General features: G+C 49.3%; 12 protein-coding genes. 1 reads left to right on the top strand and 11 read right to left on the bottom strand.

The genetic code is table 11. The features are described from left to right. Window positions 1-22: 22 nt before the first annotated feature. The 7 genes from HMPREF1985_RS09510 to ybaK all read right to left on the bottom strand — a co-directional run bounded on the left by HMPREF1985_RS09510 (window position 23) and on the right by ybaK (window position 8,341). Window positions 23-748, bottom strand: coding sequence for a WecB/TagA/CpsF family glycosyltransferase (locus HMPREF1985_RS09510; protein WP_021772388.1), 726 nt, complete (start codon window positions 746-748; stop codon window positions 23-25). 302 nt (window positions 749-1,050) lie between these two features. Further along, on the bottom strand, window positions 1,051-2,850 hold the full coding sequence (gene aspS, locus HMPREF1985_RS09505; protein WP_040637602.1) for an aspartate--tRNA ligase: 1,800 nt from the start codon (window positions 2,848-2,850) through the stop codon (window positions 1,051-1,053). Between the two features lie 4 nt (window positions 2,851-2,854). Continuing rightward, a complete protein-coding gene (hisS, locus tag HMPREF1985_RS09500; protein ID WP_021772386.1) occupies window positions 2,855-4,120 on the bottom strand; it encodes a histidine--tRNA ligase in 1,266 nt (421 codons plus the stop codon). Window positions 4,121-4,148: 28 nt separating this feature from the next. Next, on the bottom strand, window positions 4,149-5,666 hold the full coding sequence (gene hemZ / locus HMPREF1985_RS09495) for a coproporphyrinogen dehydrogenase HemZ (RefSeq protein WP_021772385.1): 1,518 nt from the start codon (window positions 5,664-5,666) through the stop codon (window positions 4,149-4,151). Then, entirely contained in the window at window positions 5,663-6,115 is a 453-nt protein-coding gene (locus HMPREF1985_RS09490; RefSeq protein ID WP_021772384.1) for a Fur family transcriptional regulator, read from the bottom strand. The genes hemZ and HMPREF1985_RS09490 overlap by 4 nt, the downstream gene beginning before the upstream one ends. Before the next feature lie 174 nt (window positions 6,116-6,289). Next, window positions 6,290-7,786, bottom strand: a complete 1,497-nt coding sequence (gene thrC, locus HMPREF1985_RS09485; protein WP_040637592.1) for a threonine synthase — start codon at window positions 7,784-7,786, stop codon at window positions 6,290-6,292. Between the two features lie 66 nt (window positions 7,787-7,852). Then, window positions 7,853-8,341, bottom strand: a complete 489-nt coding sequence (gene ybaK, locus HMPREF1985_RS09480) for a Cys-tRNA(Pro) deacylase (RefSeq protein ID WP_040637591.1) — start codon at window positions 8,339-8,341, stop codon at window positions 7,853-7,855. A gap of 128 nt (window positions 8,342-8,469) precedes the next feature. On the opposite strand from ybaK, the gene nadE reads away from it, so the two are divergent. After that, window positions 8,470-10,347, top strand: coding sequence for an NAD(+) synthase (gene nadE, locus HMPREF1985_RS09475; RefSeq protein ID WP_021772381.1), 1,878 nt, complete (start codon window positions 8,470-8,472; stop codon window positions 10,345-10,347). 5 nt (window positions 10,348-10,352) lie between these two features. On the opposite strand, the gene HMPREF1985_RS09470 is transcribed toward nadE, so the two are convergent. The 4 genes from HMPREF1985_RS09470 to HMPREF1985_RS09455 form a co-directional block, all read right to left on the bottom strand. Beyond that, entirely contained in the window at window positions 10,353-11,594 is a 1,242-nt protein-coding gene (locus HMPREF1985_RS09470) for a type II secretion system F family protein (RefSeq protein WP_021772380.1), read from the bottom strand. Beyond that, window positions 11,594-12,628 (bottom strand): type IV pilus twitching motility protein PilT, encoded by a 1,035-nt coding sequence (locus HMPREF1985_RS09465; RefSeq protein WP_021772379.1) that lies wholly within the window; start codon window positions 12,626-12,628, stop codon window positions 11,594-11,596. The genes HMPREF1985_RS09470 and HMPREF1985_RS09465 overlap by 1 nt, the downstream gene beginning before the upstream one ends. Continuing rightward, window positions 12,615-13,802 (bottom strand): GspE/PulE family protein, encoded by a 1,188-nt coding sequence (locus tag HMPREF1985_RS09460; RefSeq protein WP_040637590.1) that lies wholly within the window; start codon window positions 13,800-13,802, stop codon window positions 12,615-12,617. Before HMPREF1985_RS09460 ends, HMPREF1985_RS09465 begins: the two co-directional genes overlap by 14 nt. A gap of 88 nt (window positions 13,803-13,890) precedes the next feature. Beyond that, window positions 13,891-14,793, bottom strand: a complete 903-nt coding sequence (locus tag HMPREF1985_RS09455; RefSeq protein ID WP_021772376.1) for a LysR family transcriptional regulator — start codon at window positions 14,791-14,793, stop codon at window positions 13,891-13,893. Window positions 14,794-15,001 lie beyond the last annotated feature (208 nt).

The following is a 15,001-nucleotide window of genomic DNA, read 5'->3' as shown; positions in this document are numbered from 1 at the left end:
GTCTAGGGAACAGCTCTGCTTCTTACGATTTTGACGCATGTACCTTTAACACGAATTCGGGAAGCGCCAAAAGACGTCCCGCACGCTTCGGTTGGAGCATACCGCGAAAGAGCCATTCGAGCTTGGCACGCTGCATCCAATGCGGCGCTCGTTTCATAACGCCGGCCATGACGTCGAGCGTTCCACCTACGCCAATCGAAACGGGCACACCCAATGCCGTACGATTTTTCCAAAGCCACTTTTCCTGCTTGGGCACGCCAAGTGCAGCAAGTAAGATATCCGGCTCCGCCGCACGAATCGACTCGATAATAGCTGGCGTATCCTCTTCCTTGAAAAAACCGTTTCGCGTACCGCAGATCGAGATGCCAGGATAAAGGGCTTCTGCCTTGACTTTTGCCTTTTCTGCAACCCCCGGAGCAGAACCAAAGAAAAACACTCGCTGCCCTTCCTCCGGTGCCTTTCGCATGAGTTCCTGTGCAAGATCGTAACCCGCAACGCGCTCGGGCATGGCATGTCCGAGGTGACGTGCTGCCCAAACGGTTCCCGCACCATCCGGAACGACAAGCTCGGCTGCATTGAGTATCTCCATGAGCTCTGCATCGTGTGTTGCACGCATGATCATTTCTGCATTCGCCGTTGCAATCAGCACGCCTTTTTTTGCCATAATACACATTTCCACCTGTGCAACAGCCTCCGCCATCGTTACCGCGTCAACGTGAACCCCTAGTATATTGACCTTCGTCCCCACGAACGAATCCCTCCCTCGTTATCTTCTCAATTGTAGCATAGAAGTACGGTATGCAAAGCGAGCAAATACGTGAAACACGCTTCTATGAAGCTGCAATCTCTTATTCTGAACTGCCATTTTCATGATTCGCAACGAGATTCTATGAAATGCCCATAAGCAAGACGTAATAACGCAGTCGAGAAGAAGCCCTCTCGATCTCCTTCATCCATCTGTTTCGTTCAAAAGTTCAAAACGAAGTGCGTTTAACAAAAGGACGCTATTCAGGGAGCGAAAGGGCTTCTTTTCGCACACAACTCTTATATTTATTCCTTGGATTCCTTTTTCCTGACTGCCGTGCGAATTGAAAGCTCGCGGAGCTGTTTCTCCTCGACAGGCGAAGGTGCCGCGCTCATGACATCACGTGCGCTCTGATTCTTCGGAAACGCGATGACATCGCGAATTGAGTCGCGTTTCGCCATTAACATAACGAGGCGATCAAGACCAAATGCGATTCCACCATGTGGCGGCGTGCCATACTCGAAGGCATCCATCATGAAACCGAACTTCTCACGTGCCTGCTCCGGCGTGAGCCCAAGCGACTCAAAGACCTTCTCCTGCAAATCCGCATTATAAATACGCAGCGAACCACCACCGATTTCAACGCCATTCAGTACCATATCGTAGGCGTTCGCCTTGACGCGTCCCGGATCACTTTTGAGAAGCTCGATATCCGCATCACGCGGTGCTGTGAACGGATGATGCATAGCCTTCCATCGTTTTTCCTCATCACTCCACTCGTACATGGGGAAGTCGACCACCCAAAGGAATCGCAGCGCATCCGGATCGATCAGCCCACGCTCCTTGCCCATCTCGAGACGAAGCTGACCAAGTGTCGTATCGACGACGAGTCGCTTGTCTGCAACGACGAGAAGGAGGTCGCCCTGTTTTGCCCCTGTCGCGTCTGCAATCTGCTGAAACGTCTCATCACTGTAAAATTTCTTGAACGGACTCTTAATGCCTTCTTCCGTGTACTGAATCCACGCAAGTCCCTTCGCGCCATAGATCTGCACGAATTTGACAAGATCATCAAGACGACGGCGCGGAATATCCGCATAGCCATCAACTTTGATGCACTTGACCATACCGCCGTTTTCGATGACGGAATTGAACACTTTGAATGACGAGTCCTTGACGTATTCGGAAATATCCATGAGCGGCATATCAAAACGGAGATCTGGCTTATCTGAACCGTACTTGTCCATTGCCGTATCCCAGGTCATGCGCTCGAATACAGCGGGCACTTCCGCACCGATTGCCTTCTTAAATAGCTCGCAGATCATATTCTCGATTAGGCTAAGGATCGCGTCCTGATCCATAAATGACATTTCGATATCAAGCTGTGTAAACTCTGGCTGGCGATCCGCGCGAAGGTCTTCGTCACGGAAGCAACGGACAATCTGAAAATACTTTTCAAAACCAGCGACCTGCAAAATCTGCTTGAAGATCTGCGGAGACTGTGGAAGTGCGTAGAACTCGCCCGCATTTAGTCGGCTCGGCACGAGGAAGTCACGTGCGCCCTCCGGCGTGCTCTTGCAAAGCATCGGCGTCTCAATTTCTAGGAAACCTTCGCGATCAAAGAAGTCGCGCATGATCTTTGTTACGCGATGGCGCAGCACGATGTTTGCTTGCATCTCAGGGCGACGCAAATCAAGGTAACGATACTTCATGCGAATCGTTTCGTCGACTTCCACGCCATCTTGAATGTAGAAGGGCGGCGTTTTTGCTTTATTGAGTACGCGAAGCTCCTCACAGACAACTTCGATTTCACCCGTGTCGATATTTTTGTTGACCGTCTCTTCACTGCGTGCACGAACTTTGCCGCGAACCGCAATGCAGAACTCATTGCGCAAGGATTCTGCCTTATGGAATGTGCCATCATTCATCGCTGCCTCATCGAAAACGATTTGCACGAATCCCGAACGATCCCGCATATCAACAAAAATCAATCCACCATGGTCACGACGACGTGACACCCAACCACAAAGGATTACCTCCGTACCAACATCCGCTTTATGCATCGCACCACAATGGTGTGAGCGCTTCATTCCTTGTAACGTTTCCATCAAATCAAATCCCCACCTCAACACACATCTTTTTTATTACTGAATCAAAAGAGACCTTTTGTTGTTCACTCTTTTCCATATCCTTCAGCATAACAACATTCTCTTTGATTTCATCCTCACCGAGAATCAGCGCAAACCGCGCATTTGCTTTGTTCGCCTGCTTCATCTGTGTCTTCATGCTGCGCCCTGCGTAATCCATAGAAGCACGAAGTCCTGCTTTGCGAAGCTTCGCCAACAGGCGAAATGCCGGCTGGCGCGTCTCCTCACCAAGTGTGACTACAAACGCATCCATCCTTTTATCGACGTTCGGCAAAAGCTTCTGTTTCTCAAGCGCAATAAGTATGCGCTCTAGTCCGGCAGCAAAGCCTACGGCAGGGGTCGGACTGCCGCCGATCTCCTCTATAAGACCATCGTATCGACCACCGCCCGCAACGGCACTCTGTGCACCAAGTGGCGCATACTTGACTTCAAACGCAGTCTTCGTGTAATAATCAAGACCACGGACAAGACGTGGATCGATTGCAAAATCGATTCCAGCGGCATTCAAGAATCCCTTTACCTGATCAAAATGCGTACGGCAATCATCACAGAGACACCCCGAGATATTCGGTGCGTCTTCCATAAACGGCTTGCCCGCATCGATCTTGCAGTCGAGAATGCGAAGCGGGCTACGCTCGAAACGTTCATTGCAGTCGTCACAAAGCTCGCTGCGCTTGTCCTCAAAGTAATCCTGAAGCGCCTGCCGGTAAACGGGACGACACTTCGGACAGCCAACCGAATTGATATGGAGCGCAAGATCCCTGAGCCCAAGCGTCGAAAGAAAATCGACGGCGAGCATGATAATCTCCGCATCTGCCAGCGGCGAAGCTTCCCCTAGAAGCTCGACACCAAACTGGTGGAACTCGCGCTGCCTTCCTGCCTGCGGACGATCATAGCGAAACATGGAACCAATGTAGAAGAGCTTCTGCGACGAAGAGTCGCCGTAGAGCTTATTCTGTAGATAGGCGCGAACAACAGATGCCGTATTCTCAGGGCGAAGCGTAAGACTGCGCTCGCCTCGATCTGTGAATGTATACATCTCCTTGTCGACAACGTCTGTCCCCTCACCGATCCCGCGCTGGAAAAGTTCCGTATGCTCAAACATCGGCGTACGGATCTCTTCAAATCCATAACGACGGCAAAGCGTGCGAATCGTCTCTTCGATATAACGCCAGCCCGTTATCGCATCAGGCAAGATATCCTTCGTCCCGCGGGGCGCATGGATTGGCATAAATCATTCCTCCTAACGCTCTAAGAAATCACGAATTCCTTCCATCACCATAAACTTCTTCAAGTAATGTACGACGACGCTCCGTATAATAATCAATATCACGCAGATACGTCATAAGATCTTTGGCATGAAACGTCGACTTGAGACGACCAGCACGCGCGTCTACGACCTTTGTCGCAGCAGCACCACCAATGCCGATAATCGTCTGATGCTCCTCCATGATTTGAATGTTGTACATGCTTTCCGCACCGTCACGGCAACATCCGACATTTTCAAGATCGCCGCGCATGTATCCTTGTCGATAGAGGTAATACGGCTTCATGCCGAGTGACTCTACTCGCTTCATCGCAACAGAGAACATTTTACACGTTTCTGCACCCGACGGAAGCTCAACATGCTGCTCATCCATCAAGAGCCGCAAGCGCGACCCTCGCTTCAAAGCAAGGGCGTGCAGAGTGATATCGTCTGGCGAGAGAGCCGCGACTTGTTCCATCGTATCGCGGACATCTTCTGCCGTTTCGCCGGGAAGACCGAGTATCAAATCCATGTTGATATGGGGGATTCCCGCCTTGCGAAGCGCATGGTACATCCTGCGCACATCATCTGGCGTATGCTGCCTTCCAATCCGTCTGAGCGTTCTCAGTTGCATCGTCTGCGGATTAACGCTCACACGCGAAACACTTCGTCGCTTCATTTCCGCAATTTTTCGAGGTGTCATGCTATCCGGTCTTCCTGCTTCCACAGTGAACTCGTATACGTGATCTCCATAGAAGGCATTATATACCATACCGATCATTTCGGCAAAAAAATCATCTGGAAGGCTCGTCGGTGTACCACCGCCAATATAGATATTCTGCACGCGAAACCCGAATCGCATTACATCGCGCTTCGCGGCAAGCAAATCCTTTTTGAGTATCTCCATAAACTCGCGGAGATGTCTCTCATTCGGCAGAAGGTTCGATGGAAAGGAACAATAAAGGCACCGCGTCAAACAGAACGGAATCCCAACGTAAATGCTGATCGTCTGCGCATCTGACATACGCAAAAACGGTATCTGTCGAAATGCCATCGGAACAATTTCATGCGCCTTTTCCACGCTGCATTCGTAGTCCCTCTGAAGGCGTTTCTCTATTTGCAATGCATCAAGTCCATAGCGAATCCAACGATGCACGATCTTCGTCGGGCGTACTCCATGCAGAATGCCCCAAGGAGCTTGGGGCATTGCAAGTTGTTCACAAAAGATACGATAGAGGTTCAGCTTGATCAGGCGGTTGACAGCCGCACCATCGCGTTCGTCCCCCGCTCCCGTGCTCTCGCAGGAAAAACGCCGAAGGTTTCCATTCGGATCGAACAGCATGAGCGTAGATTCCATTCGAACGAATCCTTCAGGCGTATCCAAGAGCCTCCTATTTACGACAGAAAGCTGCGCATAATCTGCTGTTCCCTCAGAACCCGTAATCTCAACGTGAAAAAGCGTTAGAATCTCTCTCGTAATCTTTGAAACAATTTCCCTTTTCGTATTGAGCGTGAATGTCCGAACTCTCACTTTTTTTCTTGGCACTCCTTGCAGATGCCAAAGAATTTAACCTGATGGTCGTGAATCTTGAACTGCGATTTTTCCATGATATCATGCTCCAAATCATCGAGCAAGTCATCCTCAAATTCCAACACCTTTCCACACGAAGTGCAAATCAGATGATGATGGTGATGTTGGGACGGATCCGTTGTGTTGACTTCATATCGACTGCAGCCGTCGCCAAACTCCATCTTTTGTAAAATACCAAGATCCGAAAGGAGCTCCAAGCTGCGGTATACGGTTGCAAGACCGATCTCCGAATGCTCGTCACGCAATAGTCCATGAACATCCTCTGCGCTCAAATGCTTGCCTGGACGATCCAAGAAGATTTGCAGCACGGTTTGGCGCTGCGGCGTCATCTTGTGTTGGCGCTCTTGCAGCTTGATCCGAAGGTCATCCATCGTGAACATTTTAGGCATGTTACGATCCCTCTTTTCTTTACATCAATATATGTTCTATAGAGTACGGCATACAACAATCCGCACTTTGAGCTTGATCATGAAGTTTTCCTAAATGTCGCTATTATATCAAAATCAAGAAGGAAACACAATATTGTATTTCCTTCTTGATTCAAAGCATCTACGGCCGTCTGATCACGAATCCTTCCCGCTTGCAAACGAAAGAACGCAATCCCCCATCCGCTCGTAATCGCAAGCGGCATGATGAAGGACGGGCTTCGATTGAAGACTTGCAAGCCCTTTCGGTGTGGCCACAGGATTGATTTGTTCGAGTTTCTCAAGCATCGCAAATGCATCGAGCCCACTCACATCAACATGCAGCGCGTCGAGTACACTCTTGCTGAACTTGTACGGGCTTGCCGTCGAAACAATGACCATGTGATGCGTATCCCCTGTTGCTGCGCGATATGCATTCGCTACCTTCCATGCAACCGCTGTATGCGTATCGGGGACGTAGTGTTGTTCCTCATACGCCTTTTCGATCATCTTTTCTGTTTCTATATCGTTTGCCCAATCCGCCCAAAATGTTTCCTGTATCGTTTTAAGCAGCGTCGCACCGATATCGTATCGTCCTGCTTTTTGTAGTTTTTCCATCCATGATGCTACCTTCTCAGCATCATTTGTCACATGATAGAGCAAGCGTTCCAAATTGCTTGAAATGAGAATATCCATAGACGGCGATATCGTCTTGACGAAATCACGCTTGCAATCGTAAACTCCCGTGCGCAAGAAGTCCGTCAGAACATTATTCGAATTCGACGCACAGATTAGCTTATGAATGGGAAGTCCCATTTCCTTCGCATAATAGCCGGCCAAAATATCCCCAAAATTACCTGTCGGAACAGTAAAATCAATGATCTCACCATGTGTAATGCATCCTTCATCAAGCAGATCTGCATACGCGCTGAAGTAATAGACAATCTGCGGGACGAGCCGTCCCCAGTTGATCGAATTTGCAGAAGAGAGCTTGACATCTCTTTGGGCAAGCTCCGCACCGAGTGCCGTATCGGAAAAAATCGCCTTTACGCCGCGCTGTGCATCATCAAAGTTCCCGCGAATTGCCGTCACATCAACATTTTTTCCTTCTTGCGTGCGCATCTGTGCTTGCTGAATTTTGCTGACGCCATTTTCGGGATAAAAGACCATGATTTTCGTTTGCTCAACATCACAGAACCCTTCCAGTGCGGCTTTTCCCGTATCACCGGATGTCGCAACAAGGATGAGAATCGTAGCCTTTTCGCCAAGTTTCTTCAATGCTGTGACCATGAGCTGTGGAAGAAGCTGCAGTGCCATATCCTTAAACGCACTCGTTGGTCCGTGCCAAAGTTCGAGCACGCTCATATCGCCAAATCGTGCAAGCGGCGCACGCTTTGCTGCATCAAAGTTTTCCCTGCCATACGCCCTGCTCACGCAATCGCTTAGCTCAGCTGCCGTATAGTCCGTCAAGAAAAGCTCCAGCACTTTGCAAGCGCGTTCCTCGTAGCAAAGCGGAATGAACGATTCAATGAAGTCCATCGTCACGTGTGGCATGGTCGCTGGAACAAAAAGGCCACCATCGGACGCTAGCCCTTTTACTATAGCTTCCGCCGAATTCATCAGCAAAACATCGCCGCGCGTACTCTTATACTGCAAATAACTCGCCTCTTTCTTTACTATGCCGGAAAATCTATGTTAAAATACGATTGAACCTTTTACACGTTACGCACGCACTAGTGCCGCAACAGTCGCTTTCGCTGCGCGAACAAGATCTTTCGGTGCGAGCAGAATCTGTTCACCGCGCTTTCCTGCACTGACCGCAATTGTGCCTTGTGTTTCAGCGCTCGCATCAAGATAGACGGGATACTCCTTCTTTGCACCGAGCGGGGAACAACCGCCGCGAATGTAGCCCGTCAAGGCAAACACTTCTTTCAGATGCACCATCTCAACCCTCTTGTTCCCAGACGCAGCCGCGAGCGCTTTCAGGTCAAGCTCGCCGCCTCCTGGGATAACAGCCATTAAGATACCCGTCTTGTCACCACGTGCAACGAGTGTCTTATAAACCATTTTGATGGACATGCCGATTGATGCGGCAACGTGTACCGCCGAAAGATCTGACTCATCAACGGGATATTCCTTCAGCTCATACGATATGCCAAGCGTATCCAAAATACGTGCCGCATTCGTCTTGACCCGCTTTTTCTTGCTCAAATCTTCCACTCCATTCTGTCATCAAATCCTAGAGCTATTATAGCATAGAACGAAATTGAATCCTATACCTAGGGAACCATGGATTTACTGCATATCACGAAAGGAAGTCGATCCAGTTGAAAATCACAATGGCCCAAATAGAAGTCATGCCCGGTCATCCTGACAAAAACACAGAAACCATCCTTGGTGTGATCAAAAAGGCACGCGATGCAGGATCCGACCTTGTCATCTTCCCCGAAATGTCCGTTCCTGGTTATCTGCTCGGTGATGCATGGGAACAGCCTTCTTTCCTGCGCGATTGCGAAAGTTACGGACGCGATATCATCGCTGCCTCAAAAGATATCATCGTTATGTTTGGCAATGTCGCTATGGATTGGGATAAAAAGAACAACGATGGTCGCGTTCGCAAGTACAATGCCTTTTTCACAGCACAAGACGGGCATCTCGTCCATCCTGAAAACATGCCCTACCCCTACAGCATCAAAACGCTCATGCCAAACTACCGCGAGTTCGATGATACACGTCATTTTTTCAGCCTGCAAAAACTTGCACGGGAAATTGGCACGACCCCAAAAAGGTTGCTTTCTCCCATTGTGCTAAAACGCACGGGACATACATACCGCATCGGCTGCCTGCTCTGTGAAGACGCCTGGAGCGACGACTATGAGCTTGCTCCGCTCAATCTCCTAAAGCAAGACGGATCGATTGATTTCTACGTCAACATTTCCGCTTCACCCTATACACTCGGAAAGACCGAGAAAAGAAACCGTGTTTTTTCGCGTCATGCTATGGACGCGAGTGCCCCGCTTTTCTACGTCAACTGCATCGGATTACAGAACAACGGAAAGACCGTCTACACATTCGATGGAACAAGCACAGCCTACAATGCTGCAGGGCATGCCGTGGCTGTGGCACCATCTTATGAAGAATCACTGCAATCAATAGAACTCTCTTCCATGTCTTCCATGCGAGAGCTGCACGAAAAGGACGAGCCTGAGATCGCCCACATCTACCGTTCCCTTTCCTATGGAGTGCGTCATTTCCTAGCCAACATTCACATGAAGAAGGTCGTTGTCGGTGTGTCTGGCGGCATTGATTCTGCCGTTGCCGCCGCACTTTACGCAAAGATCGTCGAGCCGCAAAACCTTCTGCTCGTCAATATGCCGAGCGTCTATAATTCGAAGACGACAAAAAGCCTCTCGCATAAACTCGCAAAAAATTTGGGCTGCCCTTACATGATCATGCCAATTCAGGAATCCGTCAACCATACAATCCAACAGATCGAAACCATTCCCATTGATTTTCTCGCACAAAGTACAAAATCACACCTTTCCGTCTCCTCCTTCGTTGCCGAAAACATCCAAGCACGCGACCGAAGCGCCCGTGTGTTGGCAGGCGTTTCCGCTGCTTTTGGAGGCGGATTCACCTGCAATGCGAACAAGGCTGAAACAACGGTCGGATACGCAACGCTCTACGGCGACCAGTCTGGTTTTCTAGCAGCACTCGCAGATCTTTGGAAATACCAAGTCTACGCACTCGCGCACTATCTCAACGATATCGTATATGGTCGGGAAGCAATTCCACAGGGCATCATCGATATTATTCCAAGCGCCGAGCTCTCCAACGCACAAAATGTGGAAGAAGGGAAGGGCGACCCGATCCAGTACCCCTATCATGACTACCTCTTCCGCTCTTTCGTTGAACGGTGGCAAAAAGCAACACCGGAAGATTTGCTGACATGGTATGCAGAAGGTACCGTGGAGAAAAATATCGGTTGTGAAGAAGGGCTTGTCGCGCATTATTTTACAAATGCGTCCGACTTCATTGCCGATTTGGAGCGATGGTGGAATCTCTTCTGCGGCATGGCCGTCGCCAAGCGCATCCAGGCTCCGCCGATTCTCGCCATAAGCCGTCGGGCTTATGGATTCGATCATCGCGAAGCACAAAACGGTGCGTACTACACGCGGCGCTATCGTGAACTCAAAGAAAAGATGCTTAGGAAATAAGCTGCCTACGTCAGTACATCCATCGTCTCGATAAGCGGCAAAATGATCGAAAGGACAAAAAGAAAGACGATGCCTCCCACGATAAGGATTAAGACGGGTTCTGCCATTGCCTGAATCCTTGCCGACCGATTCTCTGCCGTAACAGCAGCAAATTCCGCTGCCTTTTCAAGCATTCGTTCGAGCTCGCCGCTACGTTCCCCCGCTGCAATCAAGGAAGCAAGCATTCGAGGAAATGTTTTCTCGTCCTGCCATGCGGTGCAAAATGCGTGCCCGCTCAGAACGCGTCTGCGCGCTGTTTCTACGAGATGGCGGATCCAGCGATTTCCCACGGAAGGCGCCACGAGATCCAGTGCATGTGGAAGCGCAATTCCATTATGCAGGAGCACGGCAAGCGTTTCGAGTACGCCCCTCCACACGCTGTAGAGCTTTAACGAGCCAAATACAGGAAGAAACAGGAGACATCGGTCTATGCGTCTGCGCCATGACAACTGACGATACAAATACACAGCGCCCATCAGATGCAAGAACAGGAAAAGAAGCAGCCATAAAAAATGCTGCTGCATCGCATTTGAAAGAAACAACAAGATACGTGTCGGAAGCGGCAGTGCCGCATGAAGATTCTGCAGCAAGAGTGCGAGCGTCGGCATCACGAAGACGGTCATGAACCCCATCGAAAACAGGGATACCGCAAGAAGCGCGAGCGGGTACATCATGACCGTCTTTAATTTTTCTCGTGCCCGATAGTCGCGCTCCAAGAAATCCGCCATGCTAGCAAAAATCTGCTCTAGCGTACCACTCATCTCGCCTGCACGCGTCAAACTGGAAACGGTAGTCGAAAAGACCCCCGGATGCTTTTCCATCGCATCGGATAGCGAACTCCCGTTCATCAGATCCGAAAGCATTTCTTGAATGAGCTGTGTGTATCGTTGTGTCCCTCTTGCCTCAACGAGCGCCTGCAATGCTTGATGAATCGGCATGCCTGTCTGTAGAAGCACGCTCATTTGACGCAAAAATAGAATCGTCGCCTCACGGCCGATTCCATTCCGTGATGAAAAACGCGTGCGTTCTAAAATAGTGAAAACTGACGGAATACAGGATGTGGAAAACATTTCATTTGGATGAAGCGAAACGACCCATAACCCTTTTCTGCGAATCATTTGCGCTGCTTCGTGAATCGTCTCTGCCTCAAGTTCTCCCGCAAAACGTTCCCCGTGCTTGTTGCACGCTTCATAGGAAAAGGCTTCCATCACATTTGTTCCTCCTCATAAAATCGCATGCGTACCTCGCTTGTGATAAGCCTTTTTCGAAAGAGTTCATCGAGCGCCGCATTTTTCGTCATCATTCCCGAACGTCGATGCGTTATCATGAGGGTAGAGATCTGCCCATATTTGCCTTGGCGTATGAGGCTCGCTGCAGTGTCATTTCCAAGCAGCACTTCCGACAGGCAAACGCGTCCGCCTGTCTTTCCAGGAATGAGTTGCTGAGAAAAAACAGCCTGCAAGACGGATGCAATTTGTGTGCGAATGGCATCCCGTTCGTTTACTGGGAAAAACCCTTCCATCCTCATGACTGCCTCTGCTGCCCGCAGCGTATGAAGCGTTCCGATCACGAGCATGCCGGACTCTGCCGCCATGAGCGCAGTACGCATAGAGTCCGCATCACGTATCTCGCCAAGCAAAAGAACATCCGGCATTTCGCGAAGCGCACTCCGAAGCCCCGATGCAAAGGAAAGAACATCGCGGCCAAGTTCCCGTTGGCTGATAAAAGCCTTATCCGGCTGAAACACGTATTCCACAGGATCTTCCAAGGTTAGAATGTGCACAGGACGCTGATGATTCAGTGCATTAAGAAATGATGCGACCGTCGTTGTCTTACCCGATCCGACCTTGCCGCAAACAAGGATCAATCCATGTTCACATTGCAGCAAATCAAATATCGCTCTATTGTGTTGAATTTCTTCCAACAAGGGGATCCGATCCGGAAGCAGGCGCATTGCAATGGCAGGACATCCCCTCTGGAAATAGGCATTCACACGAAAGCGTCGTCCCTCAAATGTCCATGAGAAATCAATATCTAGCTTTTTTGCAAAAGACTGCCGCCTTTCTTCAGAAAGCATTCTTTTTAGGACCATTTGCATGAACTCGCGTGTTGGAATATCATCCAGGCATGGAATAAGCACACCATCTTTACGCATTTGGATATTCTGCCCCTCGGTCAAATAAATATCCGAAACTTGCGTTTCAATCGCATGTCGAAGGACACTCCGTTCAAACGACACCATAGAGAACCCTCCTGACTTCTTCTTGTGTCGTGGCACCAATGGAAATTTTTTCTTTTCCATCTTCCCATAACGTTTTCATGCCGTTCCTGCGTGCAAGACCTTCCATAGTCTGCCGTGCATCCCTTTTCAAAATGGCATCGCGCAAAGTGTCATCCATGGAAAGCACTTCCTGCAGTGCAACCCGTCCATAATATCCGCTCTCATGGCAAGTTGGGCAGCCGATCCCCTTGCATTTCGGACAGATCCGACGAACGAGTCGTTGTGCAACAATTCCACTAAGCGTTGCCGCCAAAAGATACGGTGCCACTCCCATCTCAAGCAAACGATAGATTGCTGACACCGCGTTTTCCGTATGGAGCGTCGTCATGATCAAATGCCCCGTCAGTGCGATGCGAACCGCCATTTCTGCTGTTTCTTCATCTCGAATCTCTCCGAGCAAAATCGTTTCCGCATCCTGACGCAGGATCGTTCGCAGGCCAACCGGGTACGTAAGTCCTGCCTTCGGATTTAGCTGTACTTGATTGATACCGGGAAGAACGCGCTCAATCGGATCCTCAAGTGTCACGAGATTGTGCGCCGTTTCATTGAGTTCTGACATCGCTGCGTAAAGTGTCGTTGTCTTGCCCGAATTCATCGGCCCACAGAGAAGCAATAGCCCCGCCGGTTTATGTATGAGCGTACGGACAGCCGCCTCATTCCCTGCAGAAAAACCGAGTTCGTGAAGTTGAAGCAGTCGATCCTCCATATTCATAAGGCGCATTACGACCGTCTCACCATAAAGTGCAGGGAGGATCGAAACCCGTATATCCAACTCTTTTGCATTGACAGAATAGCGAATATGTCCGTCCTGTGGTTTTTGATGCTGGGCAATATCCATTCCTGCCATGACTTTTATGCGTGATACAAGCGCAGATATGACGTCTGATGGGAGTGTCTCATCATATTCGCAAAGCAATCCGTCCGAACGATAGCGAAGACGGATGCCATCTTCCTGCGGTTCAATATGAATATCGCTTGCCGAACGCTCAATCCCAAATGCGATGAGGCAATTGACAAGCCGGATGACGGAAGAGCCTCCGCTTCCTCTATCCCCAATACGTTCTTTCTGTTCACGAAGCTCACGTACAGCTCGTTGTGCCAAAATCCGAAGCGTCGTATCGCGTGAATTTTCCATAATATCACGCACTCCTTTTGCCACTTGACCTTTAATAGAAAGAATGGGCACCTTCCGCGCCCATGTGATTCATATCTCATCATGCGATTCAATCCGTATGATGTTCTTGCTTCATTCGTTCCTTTAATAAGTCTTCACAGAAATCAATAAACGACTGTGCTGCCTTTGATATGTATCGATCCTTTTTCCATGCCAGCCCTACGTCGACAAAGCGTGGTTCCGCTAATGGAATAGCTTTCACGCCCGGCGTCTCACCCACAACCATATCAAGCAAAAAGCCAATCCCGACGCCATTTGCAATAAGGCCTTTGAGCGTAATGACCTGATTTGACTCCAAAACGATGTTCGGAACGATTCCGACGGACTTCATACTTTGCAAAACCAACTGACGGAGGAAAGAGCCTTCCTTCAGCATAACAATATTCGCTTCGGCGATGTCATCCCACGAAACCGAATCCTTTTGCGCCAAAGGACTTGTCTTTGGCACACAGCAAACAATCTGGTTGCGTGACATCGATAGAATCTGAAGATTCTGCGAGGCACCGGCGAGAATAATGATGCCAAAGTCGAGCTCATCACGTTCAATTTGTTCGCGAATGGACATCGAACCCTCTTCATGCAAATAAATGTCGAGATGCGAGTAACGATGCTGAAAACTCGAAAAAATCTTTGGAAAAAGATACGCTCCCATCATGGGCGGAATGCCAATTTTAATCGTGCCTTTCTGAAGCTGCTTGTAGTCGTTTACCTCGAGCACGGCATCTTGAATATTGCGAAGTGCCAGTTCAATTCGATTCAAAAAAACCGCGCCTTCCGGCGTCAAGGAAAGCTGCTTTTGGCTGCGGTCAAAAAGCTGAATACCGAGTTCAGCCTCAAGCTTTTTAATCGCGACCGTGATATTCGGCTGCGATACACGCAGCCGCTCCGCCGCGCGCGTGATGTTGCGCAGACGGCTTGCCATTTGAAAGTATTCAAGCTGTCTAAGTTCCATCGCGACCACTTCTTTCTAATACGAATTCACTCTGCCAAATTGCTTTTATTTATTTTATTATATCATATCGTTATTAAAAAGAATATGGGAGTATAAAAAAAATTTATTTCTGTTACAAGAAAAATAATTAAAAGTATATAAAAACCGAAGCAATTGCTTCGGTTTCTATGACGGACTGGAGGCGACACCCAGAATCGAACTGGGGATA

It is taken from the genome of Mitsuokella sp. oral taxon 131 str. W9106 (assembly GCF_000469545.1).
Lineage (GTDB): Bacteria > Bacillota > Negativicutes > Selenomonadales > Selenomonadaceae > AWVT01.
Note: the sequence above shows the minus strand (reverse complement) of the source record. Positions and strands in the feature narration are given on the sequence as shown.

What these genes read in the sequence shown, in the direction of transcription:
- aspS (WP_040637602.1), bottom strand. Translation starts at nt 2,850, where the DNA reads ATGGAAACGTTACAAGGAATGAAGCGCTCACACCATTGTGGTGCGATG.
- hisS (WP_021772386.1), bottom strand. Translation starts at nt 4,120, where the DNA reads ATGCCAATCCATGCGCCCCGCGGGACGAAGGATATCTTGCCTGATGCG.
- HMPREF1985_RS09490 (WP_021772384.1), bottom strand. Translation starts at nt 6,115, where the DNA reads ATGCCTAAAATGTTCACGATGGATGACCTTCGGATCAAGCTGCAAGAG.
- nadE (WP_021772381.1), top strand. Translation starts at nt 8,470, where the DNA reads ATGGCCCAAATAGAAGTCATGCCCGGTCATCCTGACAAAAACACAGAA.
- HMPREF1985_RS09470 (WP_021772380.1), bottom strand. Translation starts at nt 11,594, where the DNA reads ATGGAAGCCTTTTCCTATGAAGCGTGCAACAAGCACGGGGAACGTTTT.
- HMPREF1985_RS09465 (WP_021772379.1), bottom strand. Translation starts at nt 12,628, where the DNA reads ATGGTGTCGTTTGAACGGAGTGTCCTTCGACATGCGATTGAAACGCAA.
- HMPREF1985_RS09460 (WP_040637590.1), bottom strand. Translation starts at nt 13,802, where the DNA reads ATGGAAAATTCACGCGATACGACGCTTCGGATTTTGGCACAACGAGCT.
- HMPREF1985_RS09455 (WP_021772376.1), bottom strand. Translation starts at nt 14,793, where the DNA reads ATGGAACTTAGACAGCTTGAATACTTTCAAATGGCAAGCCGTCTGCGC.